The sequence below is a fragment of the Megalodesulfovibrio gigas DSM 1382 = ATCC 19364 genome, assembly GCF_000468495.1.
Lineage (GTDB): Bacteria > Desulfobacterota > Desulfovibrionia > Desulfovibrionales > Desulfovibrionaceae > Megalodesulfovibrio > Megalodesulfovibrio gigas.
The window spans coordinates 1-22,697 of sequence record NC_022436.1; the positions used below are offsets into that span (position 1 = coordinate 1).

The 22,697-nt window shown below is 65.9% G+C and carries 20 protein-coding genes; 9 read left to right on the top strand and 11 right to left on the bottom strand.

All coding sequences use genetic code 11. The annotated features are described in order from the left end of the window. Nucleotides 1-86 precede the first annotated feature (86 nt). From DGI_RS16315 to DGI_RS16340, 6 genes are all read left to right on the top strand, one after another. Nucleotides 87-623, top strand: a complete 537-nt coding sequence (locus DGI_RS16315) for a prepilin-type N-terminal cleavage/methylation domain-containing protein (RefSeq protein ID WP_021758401.1) — start codon at nt 87-89, stop codon at nt 621-623. Nucleotides 624-766: 143 nt separating this feature from the next. After that, the gene (locus DGI_RS16320) at nt 767-1,393 is read left to right on the top strand and encodes a PulJ/GspJ family protein (RefSeq protein ID WP_021758402.1); all 627 of its coding nucleotides are present in this window, start codon (nt 767-769) and stop codon (nt 1,391-1,393) included. Next, complete coding sequence (locus tag DGI_RS16325) at nt 1,362-2,426, top strand: type II secretion system minor pseudopilin (RefSeq protein ID WP_027193403.1); 1,065 nt, start codon at nt 1,362-1,364, stop codon at nt 2,424-2,426. The genes DGI_RS16320 and DGI_RS16325 overlap by 32 nt, the downstream gene beginning before the upstream one ends. 203 nt (nt 2,427-2,629) lie before the next feature. Next, entirely contained in the window at nt 2,630-4,678 is a 2,049-nt protein-coding gene (gene gspD, locus DGI_RS16330) for a type II secretion system secretin GspD (RefSeq protein ID WP_021758404.1), read from the top strand. A 128-nt stretch (nt 4,679-4,806) separates the two neighbouring features. Further along, complete coding sequence (locus DGI_RS16335; protein ID WP_235619991.1) at nt 4,807-6,291, top strand: GspE/PulE family protein; 1,485 nt, start codon at nt 4,807-4,809, stop codon at nt 6,289-6,291. Between the two features lie 4 nt (nt 6,292-6,295). Then, nucleotides 6,296-7,498: a type II secretion system F family protein gene (locus tag DGI_RS16340; protein ID WP_021758406.1), complete on the top strand. Its 1,203-nt coding sequence runs from the start codon at nt 6,296-6,298 to the stop codon at nt 7,496-7,498. 209 nt (nt 7,499-7,707) lie between these two features. Here DGI_RS16340 and DGI_RS17605 read toward each other — a convergent pair whose 3' ends face one another. After that, complete coding sequence (locus DGI_RS17605; protein ID WP_027193495.1) at nt 7,708-8,781, bottom strand: class I SAM-dependent methyltransferase; 1,074 nt, start codon at nt 8,779-8,781, stop codon at nt 7,708-7,710. A 146-nt stretch (nt 8,782-8,927) separates the two neighbouring features. Between DGI_RS17605 and DGI_RS16350 the strand changes: the two genes are divergently transcribed. The 3 genes from DGI_RS16350 to DGI_RS16360 all read left to right on the top strand — a co-directional run bounded on the left by DGI_RS16350 (nt 8,928) and on the right by DGI_RS16360 (nt 11,912). Then, entirely contained in the window at nt 8,928-9,743 is an 816-nt protein-coding gene (locus tag DGI_RS16350; RefSeq protein WP_021758408.1) for a glycosyltransferase family 2 protein, read from the top strand. Continuing rightward, nucleotides 9,740-10,936 (top strand): radical SAM protein, encoded by a 1,197-nt coding sequence (locus DGI_RS16355; RefSeq protein WP_235619992.1) that lies wholly within the window; start codon nt 9,740-9,742, stop codon nt 10,934-10,936. Before DGI_RS16350 ends, DGI_RS16355 begins: the two co-directional genes overlap by 4 nt. A gap of 382 nt (nt 10,937-11,318) precedes the next feature. Beyond that, nucleotides 11,319-11,912: a recombinase family protein gene (locus DGI_RS16360; RefSeq protein ID WP_021758410.1), complete on the top strand. Its 594-nt coding sequence runs from the start codon at nt 11,319-11,321 to the stop codon at nt 11,910-11,912. Nucleotides 11,913-12,046: 134 nt separating this feature from the next. Here DGI_RS16360 and kdsB read toward each other — a convergent pair whose 3' ends face one another. The 10 genes from kdsB to asnB form a co-directional block, all read right to left on the bottom strand. Further along, the gene (kdsB, locus tag DGI_RS16365) at nt 12,047-12,796 is read right to left on the bottom strand and encodes a 3-deoxy-manno-octulosonate cytidylyltransferase (RefSeq protein ID WP_021758411.1); all 750 of its coding nucleotides are present in this window, start codon (nt 12,794-12,796) and stop codon (nt 12,047-12,049) included. 5 nt (nt 12,797-12,801) lie between these two features. After that, the gene (kdsA, locus tag DGI_RS16370; protein WP_021758412.1) at nt 12,802-13,647 is read right to left on the bottom strand and encodes a 3-deoxy-8-phosphooctulonate synthase; all 846 of its coding nucleotides are present in this window, start codon (nt 13,645-13,647) and stop codon (nt 12,802-12,804) included. A 14-nt stretch (nt 13,648-13,661) separates the two neighbouring features. Beyond that, nucleotides 13,662-14,648, bottom strand: coding sequence for a KpsF/GutQ family sugar-phosphate isomerase (locus DGI_RS16375; protein ID WP_021758413.1), 987 nt, complete (start codon nt 14,646-14,648; stop codon nt 13,662-13,664). 26 nt (nt 14,649-14,674) lie between these two features. Further along, the gene (locus tag DGI_RS16380) at nt 14,675-15,838 is read right to left on the bottom strand and encodes a glycosyltransferase (RefSeq protein ID WP_021758414.1); all 1,164 of its coding nucleotides are present in this window, start codon (nt 15,836-15,838) and stop codon (nt 14,675-14,677) included. Next, nucleotides 15,835-16,770, bottom strand: coding sequence for an NAD-dependent epimerase/dehydratase family protein (locus tag DGI_RS16385; RefSeq protein WP_021758416.1), 936 nt, complete (start codon nt 16,768-16,770; stop codon nt 15,835-15,837). The genes DGI_RS16380 and DGI_RS16385 overlap by 4 nt, the downstream gene beginning before the upstream one ends. Beyond that, nucleotides 16,767-17,597 (bottom strand): class I SAM-dependent methyltransferase, encoded by an 831-nt coding sequence (locus DGI_RS16390; RefSeq protein WP_021758418.1) that lies wholly within the window; start codon nt 17,595-17,597, stop codon nt 16,767-16,769. The genes DGI_RS16385 and DGI_RS16390 overlap by 4 nt, the downstream gene beginning before the upstream one ends. After that, nucleotides 17,594-18,217, bottom strand: a complete 624-nt coding sequence (locus tag DGI_RS16395; protein WP_021758420.1) for an acyltransferase — start codon at nt 18,215-18,217, stop codon at nt 17,594-17,596. Before DGI_RS16395 ends, DGI_RS16390 begins: the two co-directional genes overlap by 4 nt. A gap of 38 nt (nt 18,218-18,255) precedes the next feature. After that, nucleotides 18,256-19,230 carry a hypothetical protein gene (locus DGI_RS16400; RefSeq protein ID WP_021758422.1) on the bottom strand — a complete coding sequence of 325 codons (975 nt, stop codon included), beginning with the start codon at nt 19,228-19,230 and terminating at the stop codon, nt 18,256-18,258. A 76-nt stretch (nt 19,231-19,306) separates the two neighbouring features. Beyond that, nucleotides 19,307-20,680: a glycosyltransferase family protein gene (locus DGI_RS16405; protein ID WP_021758424.1), complete on the bottom strand. Its 1,374-nt coding sequence runs from the start codon at nt 20,678-20,680 to the stop codon at nt 19,307-19,309. Beyond that, nucleotides 20,677-22,635: an asparagine synthase (glutamine-hydrolyzing) gene (gene asnB / locus DGI_RS16410; protein ID WP_021758425.1), complete on the bottom strand. Its 1,959-nt coding sequence runs from the start codon at nt 22,633-22,635 to the stop codon at nt 20,677-20,679. The genes DGI_RS16405 and asnB overlap by 4 nt, the downstream gene beginning before the upstream one ends. Nucleotides 22,636-22,697 lie beyond the last annotated feature (62 nt).

Here is a 22,697-nt window from a genome sequence, read left to right on the forward strand (position 1 = left end):
GTTTCCCCTCTCGTAATGTCCTTTTTCAAGAGTAACATGCGCTAAAAAAAGGTTCTTCCCCCGAACCCCCTTTTCAAAGACTGTTTATGGTGATTCCAGGCTGCTCCCAATTTCGCAAGACCACGTCCGGCTTTTCCCTGCTGGAAGTGCTGGTGGCCCTGGTGGTGGGGGCGATTCTGACCGTCTCCCTGCTGGGGGTGATTCAGCAGAACGTGACCATGGCCGGCGAAGTCTGGGAGATGCAGGCGCATCTGGACATGGCCCAGGAGCTCCTGCTGCTGCGGTCCCCGTATGCCCGGCAGCTGGCGCCCAGCTCCTGGGCTGGCTGGACCAGCAAGACCCCCGGCGCGGCCAAAGACAGGCAGGATTGGCAGGACGCCCGCTGGCGGCTGACCCGCGAACGCCGCAAGGAAACGGGCTTCCGGCACGGGTTCGAGGACGGTCCCCGCAACGCCACTCCCTTCACGCCCACGCAGTTGCAGTTGTTCACCAGCATTCGCACGCGGCAAATGCGCTGGACCTGGCTGGAACCCCCGGCCGAAACCGACACCGTGCGGGCCGCCGGCAAGGACACCACCCCGGAGATCCCCATGGACGACATCCCCATGGACGACACGCCATGAGCGCATGGTGTTTTTGAAAAAAAAGTCTGTGCAAGAGGGGAAACCGTTTGCAAAAGGTTCTCCCCTCTCGCGCCCTCCCCTTCCAAAACTTTACCAGTAGTTTGGCATTACAATAAGAAGTCTTTGGAAAGGTGTTTCCACCGATGAGTCTTTTCAAAACTACAGTGCCCGCAACAGGCTTCACCCTACTGGAAATGCTGGTGGCCCTGACCATCGGCGCGGTACTGGCGTTTCTGCTGGCCAGGACCCTGGATTCCGCCATCGTGAGCAGCGAACGGATCGACCAATCCCGCATCGAGGCCCGACAGCTCCAGGTGCTGCGCCAGCTGCTGCATCAGGATCTGCAGGGCATCGACTGGAACAAGCCCGTGGTCTGCACCCGCAACACCATCACCTTTGTCACCGCCCACAACCATCTCATTGACGCGCCCCTGGCCGCGGCTGTGGAATGGACCGCCCGCAACGGCACCCTGTGGCGGCAGGAATCCATCCCGAACATGGAATACCAGCGCGACATGCTGCTGTGGCCAGAGGCCACGGTGTCCATGAGGCTGGACGTGTTCGACCAGTCCCGCAACGGCTGGGTGGCCGCGGAAGCCCTGCTGCCCGTCCGGCACGAGGAAGATCCGCTGGTCTTCATCCCGGAGGCCTTCCGCATCACCCTGTCTCCCCAGGGAGCCTTCCGCACTGCGCCGGGCCGGCTTTCCCGGGAGCTGACCTTCATCGAGCGAATCCCCCATGCCATGCGCCCGCCCCTGGACAAGTCCTGAATCCGCCGCCTCCCAGGCCTTCCAGACCGGCCAGGCCGGGGCGGTGCTCGTCGTGCTGCTGGTCATCCTGGCGGCCGTGGCCGGCATCGCCCTGCAGGACGCCGCCACCACCTGGGAGGACGCCCAGGAAGCCCGCATGCTGGCGGAGCAGTACCAGGCCGATCTGCTGGCTGAATCCTGCCTGCAACATGCCCTGGCGCGACTGGCCGAGGACGACAGCCCCGAGTGGGACACCCTGGCCGATGTGTGGGCAACCCCCCTCACCGGCGACGACTTCCGGGTGCTCATCCTGCCGGCAAATGCATTGCTGAATCCGAATCTGCTGCCCATGGACAAACAGATGCAGGACTGTCTCAAGCGTCTGGTCCCGTCCCTGTTGCATCCGGAAACAGCGTTCCGTTGCCTGCACGACTGGGTGGATTCGGACGCGGATGAACTCGCCACGGGCTGCGAAAAAAACGCCTACCGGCAGACGGCGCCTTCCTACCGGCCGCCCAACAGGAACATGCAGTCGGCCCGGGAACTGTTGCTGGTGGAAGGCTTCCAGGAACTGCGCAATTCTACGGCGCTGCAGTACTGGAGCGTCTGGGATTCGCCGCCGCTGAACATCAACTTTGTGCCCGCGGAACTCCTGCTGGCCTATGCGCCGGAGCTGGCCGGCGCGCGCAGCCGCATTCTTGCGGCGCGGCGGGGCAAGGGCATCCGGTCGGCAGAGGAGATGTACCGCGTCACCGGCGAATCGCCCCCCGAGGAGGAGGATCCGGAATACCTGAGCGACGCCGTACCGAAGTGGACGATATCGAGCACTGTATTCTTTGTGGAGATAGAAACGCTGACGGGAACCCTGTACCATAAACGCCGCTACATCGTGCGCCGCAATGCCGTGGGGCAACTGGACGGCCTGACCATGCTGGGCGTCGAACGCCTGGAAACCCGCGTGGCCCGTCCCGAAGACCAGGACCTGTTCCTTACCCCTCCCGCCACGCTGGATGCTGTGTACAATGCCCGATGGAACAATGCCTCTGCGTTTTGAACACAGGCCGCCGTGTGCGGCCATTCGTCCCTGGCGTCCCCTGGCGTCCCCTGACGCACGGGGCCGCAAGCTGGACAAGCTTCCCGTAACCGATTATCTACACGGTAGTTCCCGCTGTCCATTCGCGGCGCGGCGTCGGTGGATGCCTATCCCGACCCCCGCCCGCCCTGCCGGCACGACACGTCTTCCAGGCTGCACGATTCATGAAGCACTCTTTTCTTCGCGCCCTTGCCGCAATGCTCCTGCCCGTGCTGGTGCTGGCGGGCGCGTGGCAGGGATCTGCGCATGCGCAGCAACCCCCTGCCGGGGAGGCCACCGCGCAAGAGACGCTGGTGCAGGCCAATCTGGAAGGCGTGTTCCTGGCTGATTTCATTCGCTTCATCGGCCAGTACACCGGCCGCAACATCGTGTTCCGCGACGATCAGATTCCCAAGGTCAAGATCAACATCGTTTCGCAGGAGTCCATGAGCGACGCCGCGCTGTTGGCCATCTTTCACGAGACCCTGGCCAGCGCCGGGTTGACGGCCGTCTCCCGCGACGGCTCCCTGTTGGTGCAGCCGGCGGCGCAGTCGCAGCGCGTGGTCCCGGCCCTGCGGAGCAAGGCCGGCCCGGGAACCCAGGGCGGGCAGGAAGATGAAATGGTCCTCACCGCCTGCCGTCTCAAGGAGCACATGCACACCAAGACGGCCGGCGAATCCCTCAAGAATCTGATGTCCGCCTCGGGCCAGATTGTGGAGATTCCCCAGGCCCGCACCCTGCTGCTGATCGATACCCGGGATCGTGTGGACCGCGTGCTGCGGGTGCTGGATCTGCTGCAGTCCCTCAAGCCGTCCCTGCAATTCGCCATCTTCCCGTTGCACAAGGCGGACGCCGCCAGGGTGAGCGCCTCCCTCCAGGAGCTGTTTGAAAAGATGCTGGAGGAGGAGCAGACGGACAGCCGCCCCCTGCTCACGGCCCTGGTGTGGTCCAATTCCGTGCTTATGGCCGGCACGGCCGAGCAGAAGGCCACCGTGGCCAAGCTCCTGGCGGACATGGACCGCGTGGACACGGAAAGCCAGGGGTTGATCAACATTTATCGTCTGCGCAACGCCAAGGCGGAATCCGTCTCCAGTGTGCTGGAAAAGCTGGTGGGCCAGAGCCTGGAAAAGAAGGAACAGGCCGAGGGCGCGGCCACCTCCGGCAGCGGCGGCAAGGCGCTTTCCAAGCTGCAGTTGTTCCAGGTGTCTGCGGACGAGGAAACCAATTCCGTGGTGGTCCTGAGTTCCAAGGAAGTACAGCCGGCCGTGGAGAAGATCATCCAGGAGCTGGATAGGCCCATGGATCAGGTGTATGTGGAAGCCCTGATCATGGAAACCACCCTGACCAATGCCAAGGAATTTGGCGTGGAATGGCTGCTGGCCGGCAAGGGCAAGGGGGATTCCAGCTTCGGCAACGTCGGCTTTGTGCGCTCCAGCAGCTCGTTGCTGAGCTATGCGGAACCGGTCATCGGGCAGGAGACGGCCGGGGTGCCGCAGTTCGAGTCGCTGCCGGCCGGGTTTTCCCTGGGCGTGCTGGGCAACATCATCACCTTTGGCGGTGAGAAGTTCGCCAACATCGGCGCGCTGGTGAACTTTGCCAAGGACGTCTCCAAGATCAATATCCTGTCCACGCCCCAGCTCATGACCCTGGACCATGCCGAGGCCGAAGTCTTCGTGGGGCAGGAAGTGCCCTACGCCACCAGCGAGAAGTTTGACGCCAACAACAACCCCGTCAATACCTTTGAATATCGGGATGTGGGCATCAAGCTGAAGGTGACGCCGCACATCAATAAGGAAGAGAACCTCATCCGCCTGGATCTGGAACAGGAACTCAAGCAGGTGATTGCCGTTTCCGAGCAGCTCGCCCCCACCACCCTGAACCGCTACACCAAGACCTCTGTGCAGCTCATGGACGGGGCTACCATCGTCATCAGCGGGCTGATCAGCAACGATACGGACAAGAGCCGCCAGGGCATTCCCGGCCTGGCCGCCATCCCGGCCGTGGGCTGGCTGTTCAAGCGCGAGACCACCTCTTCCACCAAAACCACCATCCTGGTGTTCATCAGCGCGCGCATCATCCACACCGTGGAGACGGCCCGGGCCATCACCAAGGCCAAGCAGGAAGCGCACGAGGCGTTGATTAACGAATCCGAATCGTTATACGAAGACGCCTTCTCCTTGCGCTCGGGCAGGGGATCGGCGCCGGCCGCGTCCAATGCGACTGGCGTCCAGTAGGGCAAGGTCTCTTTGAAAAGAGTTCTCGGGGGAACACCTTTCTGAAGAAAGGTTCTNTTGCAAAAGGTTTCCCCTCTCGCAATGTCCTTTTTCAAACGTAACAAGCCCTAGCGGCCGAAGGGGAAGCCGTGGATGTGGATCTCGCGCATCTGCCCGACCATGTGGTGCGGACGTATCTTTCCTTCCCGGATCGCAACAACTTCGTGCCCGTGGCCCTGGATGCCCAGGGCCTGCGCATCTGGATCCTGACGCCCGCGGCCCTGCCCCTGGCCGATCATCTGGCCTGGCGGCTGCAACTGCCCTCCCGGGTGGAGCTGGCGCAGGAGGACCGCTTCTATCGCATCCTGGAACAGGCCCTGGCGCTTTGGGAGCAGGAGCAGGAAGAGGACGCCCAGCGCGACCCCCAACAGGCCGATGACGAAGAGGAAAATCAGGAGCTTATCGGCTGGTCCCATGAGGATGCGCCTATCGTCCGGCTGGTGAACAAGACCCTCAAGCAGGCCATTTCCCAGGGCGCAAGCGACATCCACCTGCAGGGCGGCCGCGGGGATTTTGAAGTCCGGTTCCGTCTGGATGGCGAGCTGCGCACCGTGCGCCGGCTGGCCAAGGCCCTGCAGCCCACGGTGGTTGCGCGCATCAAGGTCATGGCCGATCTGGACGTGGCCGAGACCCGCGCCCCCCAGGACGGCCGTATCCAGGTGCGTTTGGCCAAGCGGGATGTGGACATCCGCGTGTCCGTCATCCCCACCCTGAACGGCGAAAAGGCCGTGCTGCGCATCCTGGACCGCTCCAAGAATATCCTGTCGTTGCCTGAACTGGGCTTCGAGGGGGAGGATCTGGACGCCTTCCGCCGCATCATCAAGGCGCCCTACGGCATTCTGCTCGTCACCGGCCCCACGGGCAGCGGCAAAACCACCACCCTGTATGCTGCGCTCACGGAAATCATCGACGAGACAAAAAATATTCTCACCGTGGAAGATCCCGTGGAATACCACCTGGAAGGCGTGAATCAGGTACAGGTGAACCGGGCTGCAGGCGTGACGTTCTCCACCATCATCCGGTCCTTTCTGCGCCAGGATCCGGATATCATCCTGGTGGGAGAGATCCGGGACGAGGAGACGGCCAGCACGGCCATTCAGGCATCCCTGACGGGGCATCTGGTCCTTTCCACCCTGCACACCAACGACGCCCCCACGGCCGTGACCCGGCTGCTGGAAATGAACGTGGAACCCTTCCTGCTGGCCTCCTCCATGGTGCTGGCCATGGCGCAGCGGCTGGTGCGGGTGCTCTGCCCTGCCTGCCGCGAAACCGTGCCCCTGCCCCAGGCCACGCAACTGCTGCTGCCCGATGTGGGCGCGCGCCTGCTCACCCAGCAGCACGGCCGCGGCTGCGGGCAGTGCTACCACACCGGCTTTGCCGGCCGGCGGGGGATCTTCGAGCTGCTGCCCATTGACGAAGCCGTGCGCAGCCTCATCATTGCCCGCGCCTCCATCGACGCCTTCCACCAGCACCGCAGGGACCGCGGCCTGCGCACCATGTGGGAACACGGGCTGACCCTGGTGGAACAGGGCATCACCACCGTGGAAGAAGTGCTCCGCGTGACCCGGATGTGACGCCATGCCCACCTTTCGGTACAAGGCCCTGGACCAGCAGGGACGCCAGCGCACCGGCTACGTGGAGGGCGATTCCCACGGCAAGGCCTTTCAGCAGTTGCGCGGCCAGGGTTTCACGCCCATGCAGCTGGAACCGGTCCAGGGAGGCAAGGGCTTCGCCCTCGGCGCACTGCGGGACCGGCTGTTCAAGCCGCGGCTGCGTCTGGCGGAATCGCTGTACTATCTGGCCATCATGCTCCAGACGGGCAGCGCCCTGACAGAAGCCCTGGACATCCTGGGCCGCATGTCCGGCCGGCGGGCCGGGGCGGTGTGGCTGGCCGTGCGCGGGGCCGTGGCCACGGGGGTGAGCTTTTCCCAGGCCCTGCAACTGCACGCGCCGCAGTTTCCCCGCGAATACGTGCGCATGGTCCGCGTGGCCGAGGCCGCGGGCAACCTGGGGCTGGTGCTGGAACGCATCGCCACCTTCGAGGGCCGCCGCGGCGCCATGGGCGGCAAGCTGCTCACGGCGTTGATCTATCCCTCCATCATCATGCTGGTGGGCCTGGGCGCGGTGTATTTTCTGCTGGTCTACGTCATGCCGGACATCACCCGCATTTTCGCCACCTCCGGACAGGCCCTGCCCTTCAAGACGCAACTGCTGCTCATGGCCGGCGACGTGCTGCAGGGCCTGGGGCCCGCGGTGTTCCTGCTGCCCCTGCTGGCCGGGCTGCTGCTGCTTTCCCTGTACGAAAAACAGCCGCGCCTGCGTCTGTGGGTGGACAAAAAACTGTGGCGCATCGGCCTGTTGCAGAAGGATTCCCTGGCCCGCTTCACCAATATGCTGGGCTTCCAGCTGGAGGCGGGCATTGCCCTGGTGCAGGCCATGGAGGGCGCGGCCGGCACGGTGCGGTCCGCCTATTTCAAGTCCCTTATCGCCCAGGCGCAGCAGGAGGTCATGGCCGGCCAGCCCCTGGACAAGGTGCTGACCAGACAGAACGCCTATCCGGACATGTTCCTGCTCAGCATCGCGGCCGGGCAGAAAAGCGGATCCCTGGGCCTGTTCGTCACCAGACTTTCGGAGATGATGGAGCAGGAGGTGGATAACGCCCTGAAGCGCTGGCTGGCCATGGCCGAACCGGCCATGATCCTGCTGACGGGCGTGATGGTGGGCTTCATCGTCCTGGCCATCATGGAGCCCATCTTCAACCTGAGCACCCAGGTTCGCTGACCGCTGCAACGCGCGGTCGGGGGGAACCCTTTCTGGAGAAAGGGTTCTTCCCCCGAACCCCCTTTCCAAAGACTTTTTTTAGTATGATTCCAAATAACTATCAAAGTTTTGGAAGGGGAGAGCGCGAGAGGGGAGAACCTTTNAACCTTTTGCAAAAAGGTTTCCCCTCTCGCAACTCTCTTTTTCCAAAAATAACCTTCCCTACACCATTACACCATGGCGTGAATGGCCGTGCTGGCGATGGTGGAGCCGTCCGGGCAAAAATCAAAGACCACCTCGGCCCGGCTGTAGCCGGCCAGCCGCAGCAGGTCCAGCAGGCAATGCGTGTTGGCCGTCCACTTGCCGGCCTGGTTGTCGGAAAGCACCATCACCGAGGCCTGCCGGCCGTGGCCGTGGAAGGGATCTGGCAGCGCGGCACGGATCGTGCGGCCGGTGATGATCACCCGTTCCCGGGCCAGCCGGCGTAGTTCCCGGAAGACGCGGAAGGGATCCTGCAGATGATAATAGAGCCCCAGCAGCAGCACCACGTCCACGGGCTCGAAGTCTTCCGCCGCGATGGCGTTGACGTCCTGCAGACGGGTTTCCACCTCCAGGCCGTATCCCTGCTGCAGCCAGCGGAAGCGCTGCAGGCCGTCGCTGTCCTTCCAATAGAGCCAGTCCACGGCCGTGACCGCGGCAGCGCCCCGGGCCTTGGCCTCCAGGCTGTAAAAGCCGTCGGCCGCGCCGAGGTCCAGCACGGTCTTGCCGGTCAGATCGGCAGGAAAGCGGCACTGTTCCAGCAGGCGATACGTCAGCATGCCCTTGGTGGACACGGGATAGACGCCGTTGCCCAGGGGCATGGAATGGAAGAAACGGGGGGCGTGGGCAAAGGGGAAGGCCTCCCGCGTGACGGGATCGAAGGGCCGGCGGGAAAGCGCCGAGGCCCGGGCCTCCCAGTCCAGGTATTCCACAAAATAATCGGCAAGAAAGATGGGCGTCTGCGGGCCGAGGGTGGCGCGGAAGGAGTCGGACAGGGATTCGAACAGCTCCGGCGAGCAGACGATGACGGCATCGGGCTGGCTGGCGGGGATGTCCTCCGGGGCGATGACCGGCAGACCGCTTTGCAACAGGCCGATTTTGTTTGGATCCCGATCCCCCAGACACAGGATGCGGGAACAGATGTCGCCATGCTGCGCGCGCAGGAACTCCAGAAAATAGGCCGCCCCGCTTGCGGCGGGGTACAGCAGGATGCGGCGAAAATCCGTCAGGTCCTGCAACGAGTGCAACGGGGCAAAGGGGTGCATGCAATCTCCATGGAGTGTAACAGCTTGAACACCGCGGCGGCGTCTGGCAGAATTGTTTCCCTGCCGTGCAAAAAAGTCAACCAAATGCTTGTGCTGCAGCCCGTCACTCCCTGGCCCTTGCCCCCGGCAAGAAGGAATCGTCCTCCATGAATCAGCCCCTCGTGTCCGTCGTCGTCCCGGCCTACAATCAGGCCCAATACCTGCGCGCCTGCCTGGACTCCCTGTGGTTTCAGGAATACCCGGACCTGGAGCTGGTGGTGGTCAACGACGGCGCCACGGACCACACCCCCGAGGTGCTGGAGCAATTTCAGCAGGATCTCGACACCCTGCAGACCTCCTTTGCCAGTTGCTTCAACGAGGCCAACAACACCATCGAGCGGACGGTTCACCCGGTGTACCCCCGCCAGGGCCGTACCCTGCGCATCGTCACGCACGAGCGCAACAGGGGTCTGGCCGCGGCCCTGAACACCGGCTGGCAGGCGGCCACGGGCGTGTATTGCACCTATGTGCCCTGCGATGATCTGGCATACCCGCACATGCTGGCCGAGCTGGTGCAGGCCCTGGAGGCCGGCCCCGCGGAGTTTGCCTATGCAGACATGCACATCGTGGACGACGCCATGCACATCCTGCGGCGCTTCTCCCTGCCGGCATACAGCCCGCAGGCCTGCTTCGGCGACTGGTACCTGTGCGGCGTCTGCAAGCTGTACCGGCGCAGCCTGCACGAGCGCTTTGGCGGCTACGACGAAGCCTTGCTGGCCCACGATCACGCCCTGTTCCAGCGCTTTGCCCTGGGCGGGGCGGCCTGTGTCCACGTGCCCAAGGCCCTGATGGCCGTGCGGGATCATCCGAAATCCCGTCAGGTGGATATCCATGCGCCGTCCAACTGGAATCGGCTGCTGGAGGAATCAAAATGTCTGGTGCGCGAAGCCAGGCAGGCGCTTGACGCGTCGAAGGGGGCATGATGGATATTCCCGGCGTCCTGCTGCATCCTCCCGGCACACCCAGCCGCGGCGCGGTGCTGGATATTGGCCTCAAGTGCCCGCATTCCTGCGCATTTTGCTATTACAGCTACCTCGATGGCAGCGAATCCCAGTTTGCCGGCCTGCGTACGGCGTCCCTGCGCTCCACGGAAGACTGTCTGGAGATCATCCGCCTGCTGGCCGGGCACGGGCTGCAGCATCTGGACATCACCGGCGGCGAGCCCACCATTCACCCCGGCCTGCCGGAGATGGTGGCCGAGGCCGCCCGCCTGGGCCTGGCCGTGCGCTGCATCACCCTGGGGCAGTTTCTGCGCCGCCCGCGGCCGGAAGGGACGTTGCTGGAAACCCTGCTGGCGGCCGGCCTTACGAACCTGCTCTTCTCCCTGCATGCCGTGGATCCCGTCGCCTTCAAGGAAACCTGTGGCGGATCCATGGAATCCGTGCTGGCGGTCATGGATTCCCTGGACGAACGCGGCTTCCAGTACGGCTGCAACACGGTGATCATGGAGCGCAACCGGCGCGATCTGCCGGCCATCGCCCGCATGGCCGCGGCCCGGGGCGTGCACGTGGTCAACGGCATCGCCTTCAACGCCTATCACGCATGGCGGGGGCAGACCCGGGCCGAGGCCCTGCAGGCCTCCTACACCGCCATTCGCCCGCATCTGGAAGAGGCCGCGGCCGTGCTGGACGCCGCCCACGTGGTGCTGAACCTGCGCTATGTGCCCCTGTGCGCCTTCCCGTCCCTGGCGCGGCATGTGGTGGGCGTGCTGGGCGTGCCCTACGATCCCGTGGAATGGCGCAACCGCTGCCTGAATCACGACATGCCGCCGGCCCACTGCGCCGAGCCCCTGCCCATCCCCGCAAGCGGCGTCCGGGAGATCTTCGCCTTCTCGCCCCTGGAAGAGACCCTGCCCGACGGCACCCGCCTGTGCGGCATGCGCGGCGACCGCTTCAAGCTCTTTCCCGTCCAGTGCAAGGAATGCCCCTGCCTGCCTGCCTGCGATGGCGTGGACCCGGTGTACCTCGCCCGGCATGGGGCGTCGGAATTCGCGCCCCTGGCCCTGGAAACCCGCGGCCCGCTGCTGGCCGCCCGGCTGGACTACCGGCCGGCGTTCCTGCTCAAGACGCATCCCCTGGCAGACATGCGCACGGCCGCGGCCATGTGTTCGGGATGAAAGACGTCTCGGGGGGGACCCTTTCTGGAGAAAGGCCCCCCGAACCCCCCTCTCAAAGACGTTTCTTTGTTGAGGTTTCCGTCAACACGTCCGGGAAGGGGAGGGCGCACGCGGGGCACTTTTTCCCGAGTGGTGCTGGTGCACTGCATGAGCAAATGTGCATTTGTGCATGGTTGCAGATGTGGTGATGTGGAAATATGCAATTGTGGATCCGGCGTGCGGCAATGCCGGGACGGATGTTGCTTGCAAACGATCGTTTTTGAGAAGCGCCGTCCGGGCCTGCCCCTGCACCGGAGTTGCTGCGCTGGCGGTTCTCAAAAATCATTCTCGAAACCGGTTTCTCACGGTTGCCAAGCGCATTGAGTTTTGAGAAGCTCACCGCATGCACATCGGCTATGCCCGCGTTTCCACCCAGGATCAGCACCTTGCCTTGCAGCGCGACGCCCTGACGGCGGCCGGCTGCGAACGCATCTATGAAGATGTGGTCAGCGGCAGCCGGGAGCAGCGACCCGGCCTGGAACGGGCCATGGAGATGCTGCGCCGGGGCGATACGTTCGTGGTCTGGAAGCTGGACCGCCTGGGCCGCAGCGTGAAGCAGCTCGTGGATCTCGTGGCCGGTCTGGAAGCGCGCGGCGTGCAGTTCAGGAGCCTGACGGACGGCATCGACACCGGCGGCCCGGCTGGGCGCTTCTTTTTCCACGTCATGGCCAGCCTGGCCCAGATGGAACGCGAACTCATTGTGGAGCGCACCCGCGCCGGCCTGGAAGCCGCCCGCAGGCAGGGACGCCGGGGCGGGCGAAAGCGCAAGATGACGGACAGCAAGCTGGACGCCGCGGCCCGGCTGCTGGCCACCGGCATGCCCCCGCGGGATGTGGCGCGGGACCTGGGCATTTCCGTGCCCACCCTGTACCGCTGGTTGCCGGCCGGCTCCCGGCCCGCTCCTGGCCAGACCCCACCCGCACCCCCTGACCGCTGACGCGTTGTCTTTTTCTTATAATAGCAGGATGCGATAAATTTTTTGGAGGTCAGCGGCAGTCGAGAAATCCGGAATGCATGTACCACACCCCAGTGTCGCCCATGGGGCGGATGCGCCACAACAGCCTTCGATACCTATGATTTTTTATGAATGGTCGTCCCTTCCCGGGCCATCACCTCGCGCACACGGTCCAGGTCCTCGGCGGTATCCACGGCCGGGCCGGGCATGGGGTCGGTGAAGTCCATGACAATGGGGATGCCGGCCTGCAGGAACCGCAACTGCTCCAGTTGCTCGGACTGCGCCAGGGGCGAGGCCGGCAGGGTCTGGTAGCGGCTCAGGAATTCGCGGCGGTAGGCGTACAGGCCCATGTGCTTGAAGTGCGGCGCGCCGGGAGACCGCAGGTATGGAATGCCGGCCCGGCTGAAGTACATGGCGTCGTTGCTGTGGGTCAGCACCAGCTTGACGGCGTTGGGGTTGTCCAGGTCGGCCATGTCGTCCATGGGATGGCACAGGCTGCCCACGAGGCGATCCGGCCGGGACTCCATCAGTTCCACCAACAAATCCACATCCGCAGGACGCACCAGGGGTTCATCGCCCTGGACATTGACGTAGATATCCGCCTCCATCCGGCCGGCCACCTCGGCAATGCGCTCCGTGCCCGAGGCATGGTCCGGGCTGGTCATGATTGCCTGCCCGCCGAAGGCCGCCACCACGTCCATGATGCGTTGATCGTCCGTGGCCACCACCACGCCGTGCAGGCGGGTGGCCCGGGCGGCGCGCTCGTAGACGTGCTGGATCATGGGCTTGCCCAGGATGTCTGCCAGGGGCTTGGCGGGCAGGCGGGTGGACCCGTACCGGGCGGGAATGACACACAATGCGCGCATGGCGGTTATCCTTTGGTCACGGTGTCGATGGCCTTGAGCTGACGCAGCAGGGCCGGGAGTTCGTGGAAGGGCAGCATGTTGGGACCGTCGCAGGGGGCGGCGGCCGGGTCCGGGTGCGTCTCCAGAAACAGGGCGGCCACGCCCGTGGCCACGGCGGCCCGGGCCAGGGGAGGCACGAATTCGCGCTGTCCGCCGCTGCTGGTGCCCTGCCCGCCGGGCAACTGCACGCTGTGGGTGGCGTCGAAGATCACGGGAAAGCCCGTCCCGGCCATGATGGCCAGGGAACGCATGTCCGCCACCAGATTGCCATAGCCGAACATGGTCCCGCGCTCGCACAGGGTCAGGCGCTCGTTGCCCGTGGCCCGGGCCTTTTCCAGCACCTGGGCCATGTCCCAGGGGGCCAGGAACTGCCCCTTCTTAAGGTTGACCGGCTTGCCCGTGGCGGCCACGGCCTGGATGAAGTCCGTCTGCCGGCAGAGAAAGGCCGGGGTCTGGAGCATGTCCGCCACCTGGGCCACGGGCGCGGCCTGCTCGGGGGTGTGCACGTCGGTGAGCACGGGCAGGCCCAGGGTGGACTTGATGCGGGCCAGGATCTCCAGCCCCTCATCCATGCCCACGCCGCGAAAGGCGCTGCCAGAAGTCCGGTTGGCCTTGTCGAAGGAGGATTTGTAGATGAACGCGATGCCGGCGGCTGCGAAAATTTCCTGCAACGCCGAGGCGGTGCGCAAACCGAAGTCCATGCCTTCCATGGCGCACGGCCCGGCGATAACCACCAGGGGCAGTTCGTTGCCAAGGGTGATGCCGAAGGGCGGATCCAGCCGGACGAGACGGGATGGACGGGGGGAAGGCATGCGGATCTCCTGGATTACAGCGCCGAAAATGCAATCTTGCCGCGGCCGAGCAGGTCGTGGATGTGCACCAGCCCATGCAGCAGGCCCTGTTCATCCACCACGGGCAGCACGGTGATGGCGTGTTGTTCCATGATGTCCATGGCCTCGGCCACGCTGGACCCCAGCATGATGCGCCGGGGGTTGGCAGTCATGGATTCGGACACCGCCGCCGCCAGATTGAGGGCCTCGCGCACGAATTTACGGCGCAGGTCGCCATCCGTGAGCACGCCCAGCAGCCGGCGGTTGTCATCCACCACAAACACCGTGCCGAAGCCGGCGGTATCCATGACCTTGATGGCCCGCATCAAGGGCAGATCCGCATGCACGGCGGGCAGATTTTCGCGCATCATCACCTGATTCAGCTTCAGGGACAAGCGTCGTCCCAGTGCCCCGCCAGGGTGGCGGCGACGGAAATCCTTTTCGCCAAAACGCCGGGCCTGCACCAGGCAGGCGGCAAAGGCGTCCCCCACGGCCAGGGCCGCCGTGGTGCTGGCCGTGGGCGTTAGGTTCAGGATGCACGCCTCTCGCGGCACCTTGACCGGCACGGGAAAATCCACGGTCCGGGCCAGGGAGGATTCCAGATTGCTGGTAATGGCGATGCTCTTGCACCCCAGCATGGCCAGCTCCGGCATGACACACAACAGCTCGTCGGTTTCCCCGGAGTTGGACAGGGCGATGATCAAATCCCGCTCGCGGACCATGCCCAAATCCCCATGCAGGGCCTCCACAGGATGCAGAAAAATGGACGGCGCGCCAATGCTGGAAAAGGTGGAGGCAATTTTCTTGGCGATGAGCCCGGACTTGCCCACCCCCGTGAGCACCAGCCGGCCCGTGCAGGCCACCAGACATTCCGCCGCCCTGGTGAAGTGCTCGCCCAGGGACTCGCGGACGGCCACCAGCCCTTCCACCTCCAGCGTGAGGATGTGCCGGCCTATTTCCAGATAATTCATGCGGTATATCATGTGGTCCTGCGGGGAGGTCGGAAGGGTCAGCGAGGGGAAGCGCCCGTCACGCGCAGCACAATTTCCTCGTAAGCCAGGGCGTATTCCTGCATGCGACCGGGCAGGGCGGCCGCGGCGCGTGCCTGGGCGCTGGCTTCCTCGTCCGGGCTATGGGCGTCCAGAGTCTGCCGCATGAGGGCGGCCAGCTCGGCCGGGGAGTGCGGATCAAAAAACACCCCGCGTTCCGGGGCCTGTTCCCGGTGCACGTTCAGGTTGGAGAGCAGCAGCCGCTTGCCCAGGCTCTTGGCCTCCTCCACGGTGGTGCTCCAACCCTCAAACAAGGACGGGTTGATCAGGGCCACGGCCTGCCGCATGAGCACGGCCACGTCCGGATAGGGGATGAGGCCCAGAAAGCGGAACCGCTCGGACAGGCCGGCGGCCTCCAGGCGTTGCGTGAGGGAATCGAAGAATTCCGGATTGCGATAGTCCTGCACGGAACCGGTGCTGATCACCAACGGCGGGGGGCGGTGGTCATCCCGGGCCAGCAGGGTCAGGGCCTCCACCACCACGGCGTGATTCTTGTGCGCCCACAGCTGGTTGGGCACATGGAAGAACGGTTCGCGGATGCCGTGGGCGGCCAGCACCGCGGCGGGATCGGCCGGGGCTGGGGGCGCATGGGCCACGAAGCGCAGCACCTGGGTTTTGGAGGCCGTCTGCGGGTGCATCTTCAGATAGTCCTGGCGGGCGTCCTCGCTGCTGAAGATGATGGCCTGGGCATGCTCGGCCACGGCGGCTTCCGTGTCCAGGCGGCGCTTGAGATCCTCGGCCGCGAACAAATGCGGCAGGTGGTGGTGTTGAAAGTCCGGCAGCCAGCATGCCGCCGGCACGGGAGAACGCCGGCCCAGCACCACCCCATGCGACAACAGCCGGATGCCCTGGCGCTGCAGATGACGGGCCAGGTAATGGCCGTCATGCAGCAGTCGTTGATCCAACTCCCGCCACAGGCGACCCAGCAGACGGGAACCGGGCACAGGATACGGCACGGCGGGAAAACTGGCCAGCGGCTCGGGCAGGCCCTCGGTGCTGCCCAGCAGCACAGGCTGGATGCGGCGCTCGGGCAGCTGCATCAGGGCGGTGCCCAGGTTGACGAAGTAATTGAGGCCGCCAATCCATCCCGGGGTGTTGGGGACCATCCAGGCCACGCGGATCATGGGCGCTCCTGATGCTGGACGTCGAACCAGCGCACATACTCGGCCAGGCCGGCATCCAGGGGCACCTGCGGGGTGAATCCCCAGGCCCGGACGCGGGCCACATCGGCCACCAGATGGCTTGGATCGCCGGGCTTGGCAGCCTGGGAAAAGCCCGGCTGCAGCGGCGGCGAGAGCAGGGACCCCAGGCGGGTGAGGATCTCCCGGATGCTTACGCCCACCCCGGTAGCGCCGTTGACCGCGGGACTTTCGGCCGTGGCGTGATCCATGGCCAGGACGAGGAGCCGGGCGGCGTCCTCCACGTGCAGCCAGTCGCGCTGTTCTTCCCCGGTGCCGAAGAAGGTGAAGCCGCCGGATCTGGCCTTGGTGCAGGCGTCCCACAGCAGTTGCTTGCGCAGGCCATTGCCGTACAGGGAAAAGAACCGCACCAGGGCGCTGGGCACGCCATAGCGCGCGCCGTGGCCGCGGCAGAGGTCCTCCACCATGCGCTTGTGCAGCCCGTAGGGCGAAATGGGCGCGGGAGGCAGGGTCTCGTGCAGGGGCAGGGCCCCGCTTGCGCCGTACACGGCCGCGCTGGACGGGTAGATGACCCGCACCGCCGGAGCGCGCAGCCGGGCGAATTCCAGCACGTCCACCGCAGAACAGACCGTGGCCAGGAAGTCTTCCCGCGGATGCTCGATGCTGTAGCCCACGCTGCTGCCGCCGGCGCAATGGATGATGGCCGCGGGCGCGCCGATCTCGGCGGCCATGGACTCCAGCAACTCCAGCGTCACGGCGCCGTCCTGCCAGTGTCGCACGCCCCAGGCGTCCGGTGTTTCTCCCTGCCAGCAGTCGAAGCCGACGCCGGCCACGGTGCAGCCCTGCCGGGCCAGTTGTCGGGCCACATGCCGGCCCAGAAAGCCGGCGGCCCCGGTCACGTATGTCAGAATGCTCATGGCCGTCTTCCCACAAAGGTATAGAGCCTGCCGGGATCGGTCAGCCGCCTGCTGCGGTGGCGCAGCAGCCACAGGGGCACAAGGCGAGGGCTGGGCAGATGCCAGCGGCGGGCCAGTTGCCGTCGGACGTCTGCGACAGTGGTCGGATAGATATTGATATCGGACTCGTAGGGCGAAAGCACGTGCGTCAGCGCAAAGCCCGCGGCCTGCAGGGCCTGCACATAGCGCGGCAGGGGAAAGGCGTTCTCCCCGCCATAGAAGCGGTGCAGGGGATGGGTGGCCAGGAAGGCGGCCAGATCGGCGTCGTTGTCCACCACGTGTTCGCGCGTGGCGATGAAGGTTCCGCCGGGCCTGAGGACGCGGAAGAGTTCGGCGCAGAATTGTTCCAGATTCCGGGCATGGTGCAGCACCTGCCGGGCATGGACCACGTGGAAACTGGCGTCTGCAAAGGGCATGCGCTCGCCCATCTGCTGCTCAATGACGATGGGCAGCCCGGATTCCCGGGCCAGGGCGGCGATGGCCCCTGCGCCCACCAGCGGGCTGGGATCCGGCTCCAGGGCCGTTACCTGCCAGCCGTCCGCGGCCAGGGCGTAGGAGGCAATGCCCCGGCCTGCGCCCATGTCCAGGGCGGCATGCCCCGGGCCCGGCGCGGGCAGCAGCGCCCGCACGGCCCGCCATTCCGAACTGTCCCGGAATCGTTCGGCAGCCTGCAACAGGGGATCGTCAAAAAAACAGGCCCGCACCAGGGCGTCGGCGTCGGGCTGGTTGCGCAGCCAGGCCACGGCTTCTTCCCAGGTCATGCTGTTGGGGGGCGGCAGGGCGCTCATGTGTCGGTGGCTCCCGGATTCAGGGGATTCAGGGGACGGATGATGCGGGCGGGATTGCCGGCCACCAGGGTCATGGGGGGCACGTCTTTGGTGACCACCGCCCCCGCGCCCACCACCGCGCCCTGGCCGATGGTCACGCCGGGCAGGATGATGCACTGGCAGCAGATGAGCACGTCATCTTCGATGACCACCGGCTTTTCGTTGAGCTGCAATTGCCTGGGATGGCCGGTGGTGATGATGTCCGCAAACTGCCGGTGCCGGGCGGCGGGATCGTCGATGGGGTGCGTGTCGCAGTCGAAGATGTTCACGTTGTGGGAGATCAACACCCGGTCGCCGATGACGATGGACAGGGCGGACCAGATGCGCGCGCCCTCGCCCACATAGCAATAATCCCCCAACACCACGCGCCCGCCGTGGCCGAAGGTCATCAGCTCACCCCGGACATACGTATGCGCGCCCAGGATCACATCCTCGGGCTTCATGGTGTTGTTGATGATCTGCGCCGTGGGAAAAAACCGGGCCGTGGGATGGGCGGTGCAGTATTGCCGCAGAATGACGTCAGGGTCTGGCGTGCGGGAACGGCCAAGCGCAGCGGCCAGACGGGAGAAGAGTGCTTTCATGAACCGATTCCATCAAGGCCGCGGCGCGGCCGGTTGCGCTACAGGGCTGAACGAATGCGCCGGAGAATCCGGCGGATCAGGCGCGGCAGCAATGCGGGGGGGGCGGCCGCCGATGGCGTGACGGGAGGGGCGGCCGGTTGCTGCAGCGCGGTCAGGCACTGCTTGTATCTGTCCAGGGCCAGCGGATCAACCGCCAGCACCTCGGGAAACCCGGTCACCGGCGCGTTGCAGGCGCACTGCTGCAACTGGGCGCTGCAGCCGCAGTTGGTGCCGCTGCCATCATGGCCGATGTTCTCCACCAGACTGGCCCGCGGATGCAGGCACAGCCCGCCCTGCCGGAACACGCTGGCGTACCAGAACACGGCCCAGGTTTTCAGTGCCCCGGTGCGGTTGGCCAGGAGCTGCGCCCAGTAGTCATACGTGCCGTCCAGGTTGAAACGGTGGATGTCCTGCGCCGTAAAGTCCCTGACAAAGGCGGCTGCATCGCGGGAAAAATGCGCCCAGGCCCGCTGCCAGGTGGCCCAGCCCCAGCAGGAGCTGTGCCCCATGAAGAACGACTCCGGCAGGCCCTGGGGATTGATATCGAAATTATGCCCGGCGATGTGCATCACCTGGGGAGTGTCGGCGTAGCGGGTCAGGGCGTCGTTCATGTAGCGCAGGAAACAGGGCGCGGTGACGATGTCATCTTCCAGGACGATGACCCGCCCGTGCTGTGCGCACAACATGGTCACGCCGTCCACGATGGAATCGGCCAGGCCCCAGTTGCGGTCCCGCTCCACGACATGCACGGCGGCAAAGCGGCCTGCCTGCTGTTCCTGGCGCACCAGCGCCCGCACGGCCTGCACGCCCGCGGCATCCTGCTCGCTGCGCGGCCCGTCGGAAAAAATGGTCAGGACCGTCTGGCCGGCCAGCGCATTGGCCGCCAGGGCTGCCAGCGTGGCCTGCAGGTGGTCCGGCCGGGCATAGGCGAAGAGGGCCACGGGAGCCAGGGAATTCATGGGAGCAAGGGACATGACAAGATGCTCCATAAGTCTCTAATTAGAGATGTTACGTGGATGGGCAGACGGGCAAACGGGCAGTCAGCCGGCATCATTCCAGGCACTGCCGGACATGCGCCGTCAGGACGTCGGCCAGACGGTCTTGCGAAAAATCCGCCCGATACGCCGCAAACCGTGCCGGCGGCACGGGATGGGCGGCCAGATCCTCCAGGGCGGCCAGCATGGCGGCTTCGTCATCCTCGGGGACGGCGCGGCCGATGCCGTAGCGTGTGACCCGGTCGCCCATCAGAAAGCCCGAGGCCGCGAGGATGGGCCGCTCCAGCGCCGCGGCCTTGCCGGGCATGTTGCTGCTGATGGCGAAGCGCTTGTACACGGCGAAGATGACGGACGAAGCGGCGATGACGGCGTTGAAGTCCCGCTCGTCGTCCAGGTAGGCCGCGTGGGCCAGGAAGTGTTCCGGGGGCGCGGTGGTCAGGCGCTCCAGGGCCGCGGCTTCCTCGGCGTTGAGGGAATGGGCGTGGACCTCGCCGACCATGACGAAGAACCAGCGGGCAGGATCTGCCCGGCGGATCAGCCCTTCCCAGCGGGCCAGATTCTTCTGTCCGCCGATGGACCCGCCCAGGAAGACGACGCGCCGGCCCCGGGCGCGGGCGCGGATGGTCGCCACCAGGGGCGGTTCCACCTCGGGCAGGCTGGAAAAGGTGGTGTCTGGCAGCAAGGCGAAGTCCAGGCCGGGCAGGGCGGCGGCGTAGGCGTCGCGTTCGCGCTCGTCCAACAGGCACATGCCCCGCAGGGATTGCAGGGAGTAGTATGGCTCCAGACGTTCCGGGGCGGAGGGCACAAAGCGCACGCCGGTCCAGGACAGGGGGCACAACTGTTCCCAGGCCTGCCAACGCGCCGGGGACAGGGAAAACATGTCCATATACATGACGCACACCAGGGCCGGCGGCCGCGGGGCACTGGCCACGGCCGCGGCGATGCGCCAGGCGGCCTGCGCCGGGTCCAGCAGACCGGCGGCCACGTCCTGCGCATCGTAGGGCGGCAGGGCGTCCCAGGCGCTCCGCGGCGGCAGCCATGGGGCCACCAGCCCGTACACGGGCGGGACCACGCCCTGCAGCAGGCGCTTTTTCAGGCGTCGGACAGGGGACATCTCCGGCGTGGGGATGCTGGCGGGGGTGCGCTGGTGGTAGTTCTCCGCCGCGGTACGGCAGGTCTTGAGCAGCCGCCGCACGCGGGAAGGATTCTCCCGGGCGGCGTCCCAGTCCAGCAGCCGCAGGGCGGAATGCCGCTTCAGGCCGTCCTGGGCCAGTCGATCCAGCAACGCCTGGGGGCCGGGGGTGAGCACCTGCACGCCATGCCCCCGCTGCAGCAGGAGCCGGACGAACATGGCCAGCCAGGAATCCAGGTGCCCGTGCCCGGACAGGGGATTGTACAACAGGACGTCGGGGCCGTGCGCAGCGGTCATGCCACAAGCTCCTGCCACCACATTTCCAGCAACACCAGCTTGTACGCAAAGAACAGTCCCGGCCAGCCCTGTTGCGGCAGCTCCCGGGCCGCGCGGGAGGCGGCGTCTGCATCCAGGATGCCGGCGCGCACCAGCACGCCCTGCCCCAGCAGATGCCCGTGCCGCGCCACCACGCTGGTGAGCCATTCATGCACCGGTGGCCGGAACCCGGCCTTGGGGCGGGTCAGCACGTCGTCGGGCAGAATGCCCTTGAGGGCGGCCCGCAGCCAGGCCTTTTGCCCCAGGGCATGATCCGGCACGCGGCTGCGCAGGGCCATCACCGTTTCGATGAGCGTCACATCCAGGAAGGGCAGCCGGGCTTCCACACTGGCGCCCATGCTCACGCGGTCACCCAGGGTCAGGCAGTTGGAGGTCAGCCAGGTGTCGAACAGCAGCCGGATGCAGGCCGCGGGCAGGTCCGGGCCGTGACGTGGGCCGATGGCCGTGGGGTGGAAGGGATTGTCCGGCTGCCGGGCCATCAGGTCGAGCAGGGCCGGGCCGGCGTATGCCTGCTTGAAGCGGAAGGCGGCGCGGAAGTCGTCCAGGGTGGCGTACAACAGGGGCTGGTCGGCCGGGGACTCGACCAGATGCGTCTGCAGCAGGGCCGTGGCTTGGTTGCGCACCGCGGCCGGCGTGCGGGCGGAGGCAGCCAGCCGGGCCACCAGCGCGGCAACGGGCCGCTGGCCGAGCAGCCGGCGCAGCAGAGAGCCCGGGGGATGGGCCTGCAGTTGCTGATTGAGGACAACGGCCCGGGCCACCCAGTCGTATCCCCAGAACAATTCATCCCCGCCAATGCCGGTGAGCAGCACCTTGATGCCCAGATCCTGCGCGGCCCTGGGCACGGAATAATGCCCAAAGGCGGCCGGATCCGCCACGGGCTCATCCATGATGCGCACCAGTTCGGGGAAGAAATCCAGAAACTGATCCACGGGCAGTTCCACTTCATGAAACCGCATGCCCAGTGTTTCCGCCAGCGCCCGGGCCTGGGCGCGTTCGTCGTAGGCCGGCCGGCCGGGGTAGCCCACGCAGAAGGCGTGCATGGGCTCGGGATAGTGCCGCTGCGCCAGGACAGCCACCGCGCCGGAATCGATGCCCCCGGACAAGGCCACGCCCACGGGCACATCGGAACGCAGGGTCATTTGCACGGCGTCGTCCAGGGTCCGGCGGATGCAGTCCAGGATGCCCGGCATATCCGCAGGCGTGTCGGAAGCCAGGGCGGGCGGCGCGGTGGTGCGTTCCACATCCCAGTAGCGCACGGGTTCGGCGTCCCAGCAGTCTGGCGTCAGGGTCAGGGTGTGGGCGGCGGGGAGCTTGTGCACGCCGCGCAGCAGGGTCCAGGGCTCGGGCACGTACTGATAGTGCAGGTACATGTCCACCACGGCCGGATCCAGCGCCGGACGCCCGTGCTGCGGGGGCAGCAGCGGCAGCAGCGCCTTGAGTTCCGAGGCAAAGCAGACCCGCTGCGGGGTGCGGCAATAGAACAACGGCCGCTCGCCACAGCGATCCCGGGCCATGAACAGGGTCCGGTCCTGGGCGTCCCACAGGGCAAAGGCGAACATGCCGCGGAAGCGCTCCACGCAGCCCCGGCCCCAGGCGTGATAGGCGGCCAGGATGACTTCCGTATCCGAGGCGGTGGCGAACCGTGCGCCCGCGTCCAGCAGCGCGGCGCGCAGCTCCAGATAATTATAGATCTCGCCGTTGAACACGATGGTGTAGCGGCCATCGGCCCACTGCATGGGCTGCCCGGCAGCGTTGGACAGGTCGATGATGGACAGCCGCGTGTGCCCCAGGGCCACATGGGGGGCGCGGTGCAGGCCGCGGCCGTCCGGCCCGCGATGGTGCAGGGTGTCCAGGACATTGCGGTCCAACTCGGGAATGTCGGCCGTCCGCTGCAAGATACCTAGAATTCCACACATGCCGTCTTGCTCTGCCGCCGGGCCAGGCCGGGCTGAGATGGGGGAAGGGACGACGCCGGGTC

Excerpts from the sequence above, each read along its gene's own strand:
- DGI_RS16315 (WP_021758401.1), top strand. The coding sequence starts at position 87 with ATGGTGATTCCAGGCTGCTCCCAATTTCGCAAGACCACGTCCGGCTTT.
- DGI_RS16320 (WP_021758402.1), top strand. The coding sequence starts at position 767 with ATGAGTCTTTTCAAAACTACAGTGCCCGCAACAGGCTTCACCCTACTG.
- DGI_RS16325 (WP_027193403.1), top strand. The coding sequence starts at position 1,362 with ATGCCATGCGCCCGCCCCTGGACAAGTCCTGAATCCGCCGCCTCCCAG.
- gspD (WP_021758404.1), top strand. The coding sequence starts at position 2,630 with ATGAAGCACTCTTTTCTTCGCGCCCTTGCCGCAATGCTCCTGCCCGTG.
- DGI_RS16340 (WP_021758406.1), top strand. The coding sequence starts at position 6,296 with ATGCCCACCTTTCGGTACAAGGCCCTGGACCAGCAGGGACGCCAGCGC.
- DGI_RS17605 (WP_027193495.1), bottom strand. The coding sequence starts at position 8,781 with ATGCACCCCTTTGCCCCGTTGCACTCGTTGCAGGACCTGACGGATTTT.
- DGI_RS16350 (WP_021758408.1), top strand. The coding sequence starts at position 8,928 with ATGAATCAGCCCCTCGTGTCCGTCGTCGTCCCGGCCTACAATCAGGCC.
- DGI_RS16355 (WP_235619992.1), top strand. The coding sequence starts at position 9,740 with ATGATGGATATTCCCGGCGTCCTGCTGCATCCTCCCGGCACACCCAGC.
- DGI_RS16360 (WP_021758410.1), top strand. The coding sequence starts at position 11,319 with ATGCACATCGGCTATGCCCGCGTTTCCACCCAGGATCAGCACCTTGCC.
- kdsB (WP_021758411.1), bottom strand. The coding sequence starts at position 12,796 with ATGCGCGCATTGTGTGTCATTCCCGCCCGGTACGGGTCCACCCGCCTG.
- kdsA (WP_021758412.1), bottom strand. The coding sequence starts at position 13,647 with ATGCCTTCCCCCCGTCCATCCCGTCTCGTCCGGCTGGATCCGCCCTTC.
- DGI_RS16375 (WP_021758413.1), bottom strand. The coding sequence starts at position 14,648 with ATGATATACCGCATGAATTATCTGGAAATAGGCCGGCACATCCTCACG.
- DGI_RS16380 (WP_021758414.1), bottom strand. The coding sequence starts at position 15,838 with ATGATCCGCGTGGCCTGGATGGTCCCCAACACCCCGGGATGGATTGGC.
- DGI_RS16385 (WP_021758416.1), bottom strand. The coding sequence starts at position 16,770 with ATGAGCATTCTGACATACGTGACCGGGGCCGCCGGCTTTCTGGGCCGG.
- DGI_RS16390 (WP_021758418.1), bottom strand. The coding sequence starts at position 17,597 with ATGAGCGCCCTGCCGCCCCCCAACAGCATGACCTGGGAAGAAGCCGTG.
- DGI_RS16395 (WP_021758420.1), bottom strand. The coding sequence starts at position 18,217 with ATGAAAGCACTCTTCTCCCGTCTGGCCGCTGCGCTTGGCCGTTCCCGC.
- DGI_RS16400 (WP_021758422.1), bottom strand. The coding sequence starts at position 19,230 with ATGTCCCTTGCTCCCATGAATTCCCTGGCTCCCGTGGCCCTCTTCGCC.
- DGI_RS16405 (WP_021758424.1), bottom strand. The coding sequence starts at position 20,680 with ATGACCGCTGCGCACGGCCCCGACGTCCTGTTGTACAATCCCCTGTCC.
- asnB (WP_021758425.1), bottom strand. The coding sequence starts at position 22,635 with ATGTGTGGAATTCTAGGTATCTTGCAGCGGACGGCCGACATTCCCGAG.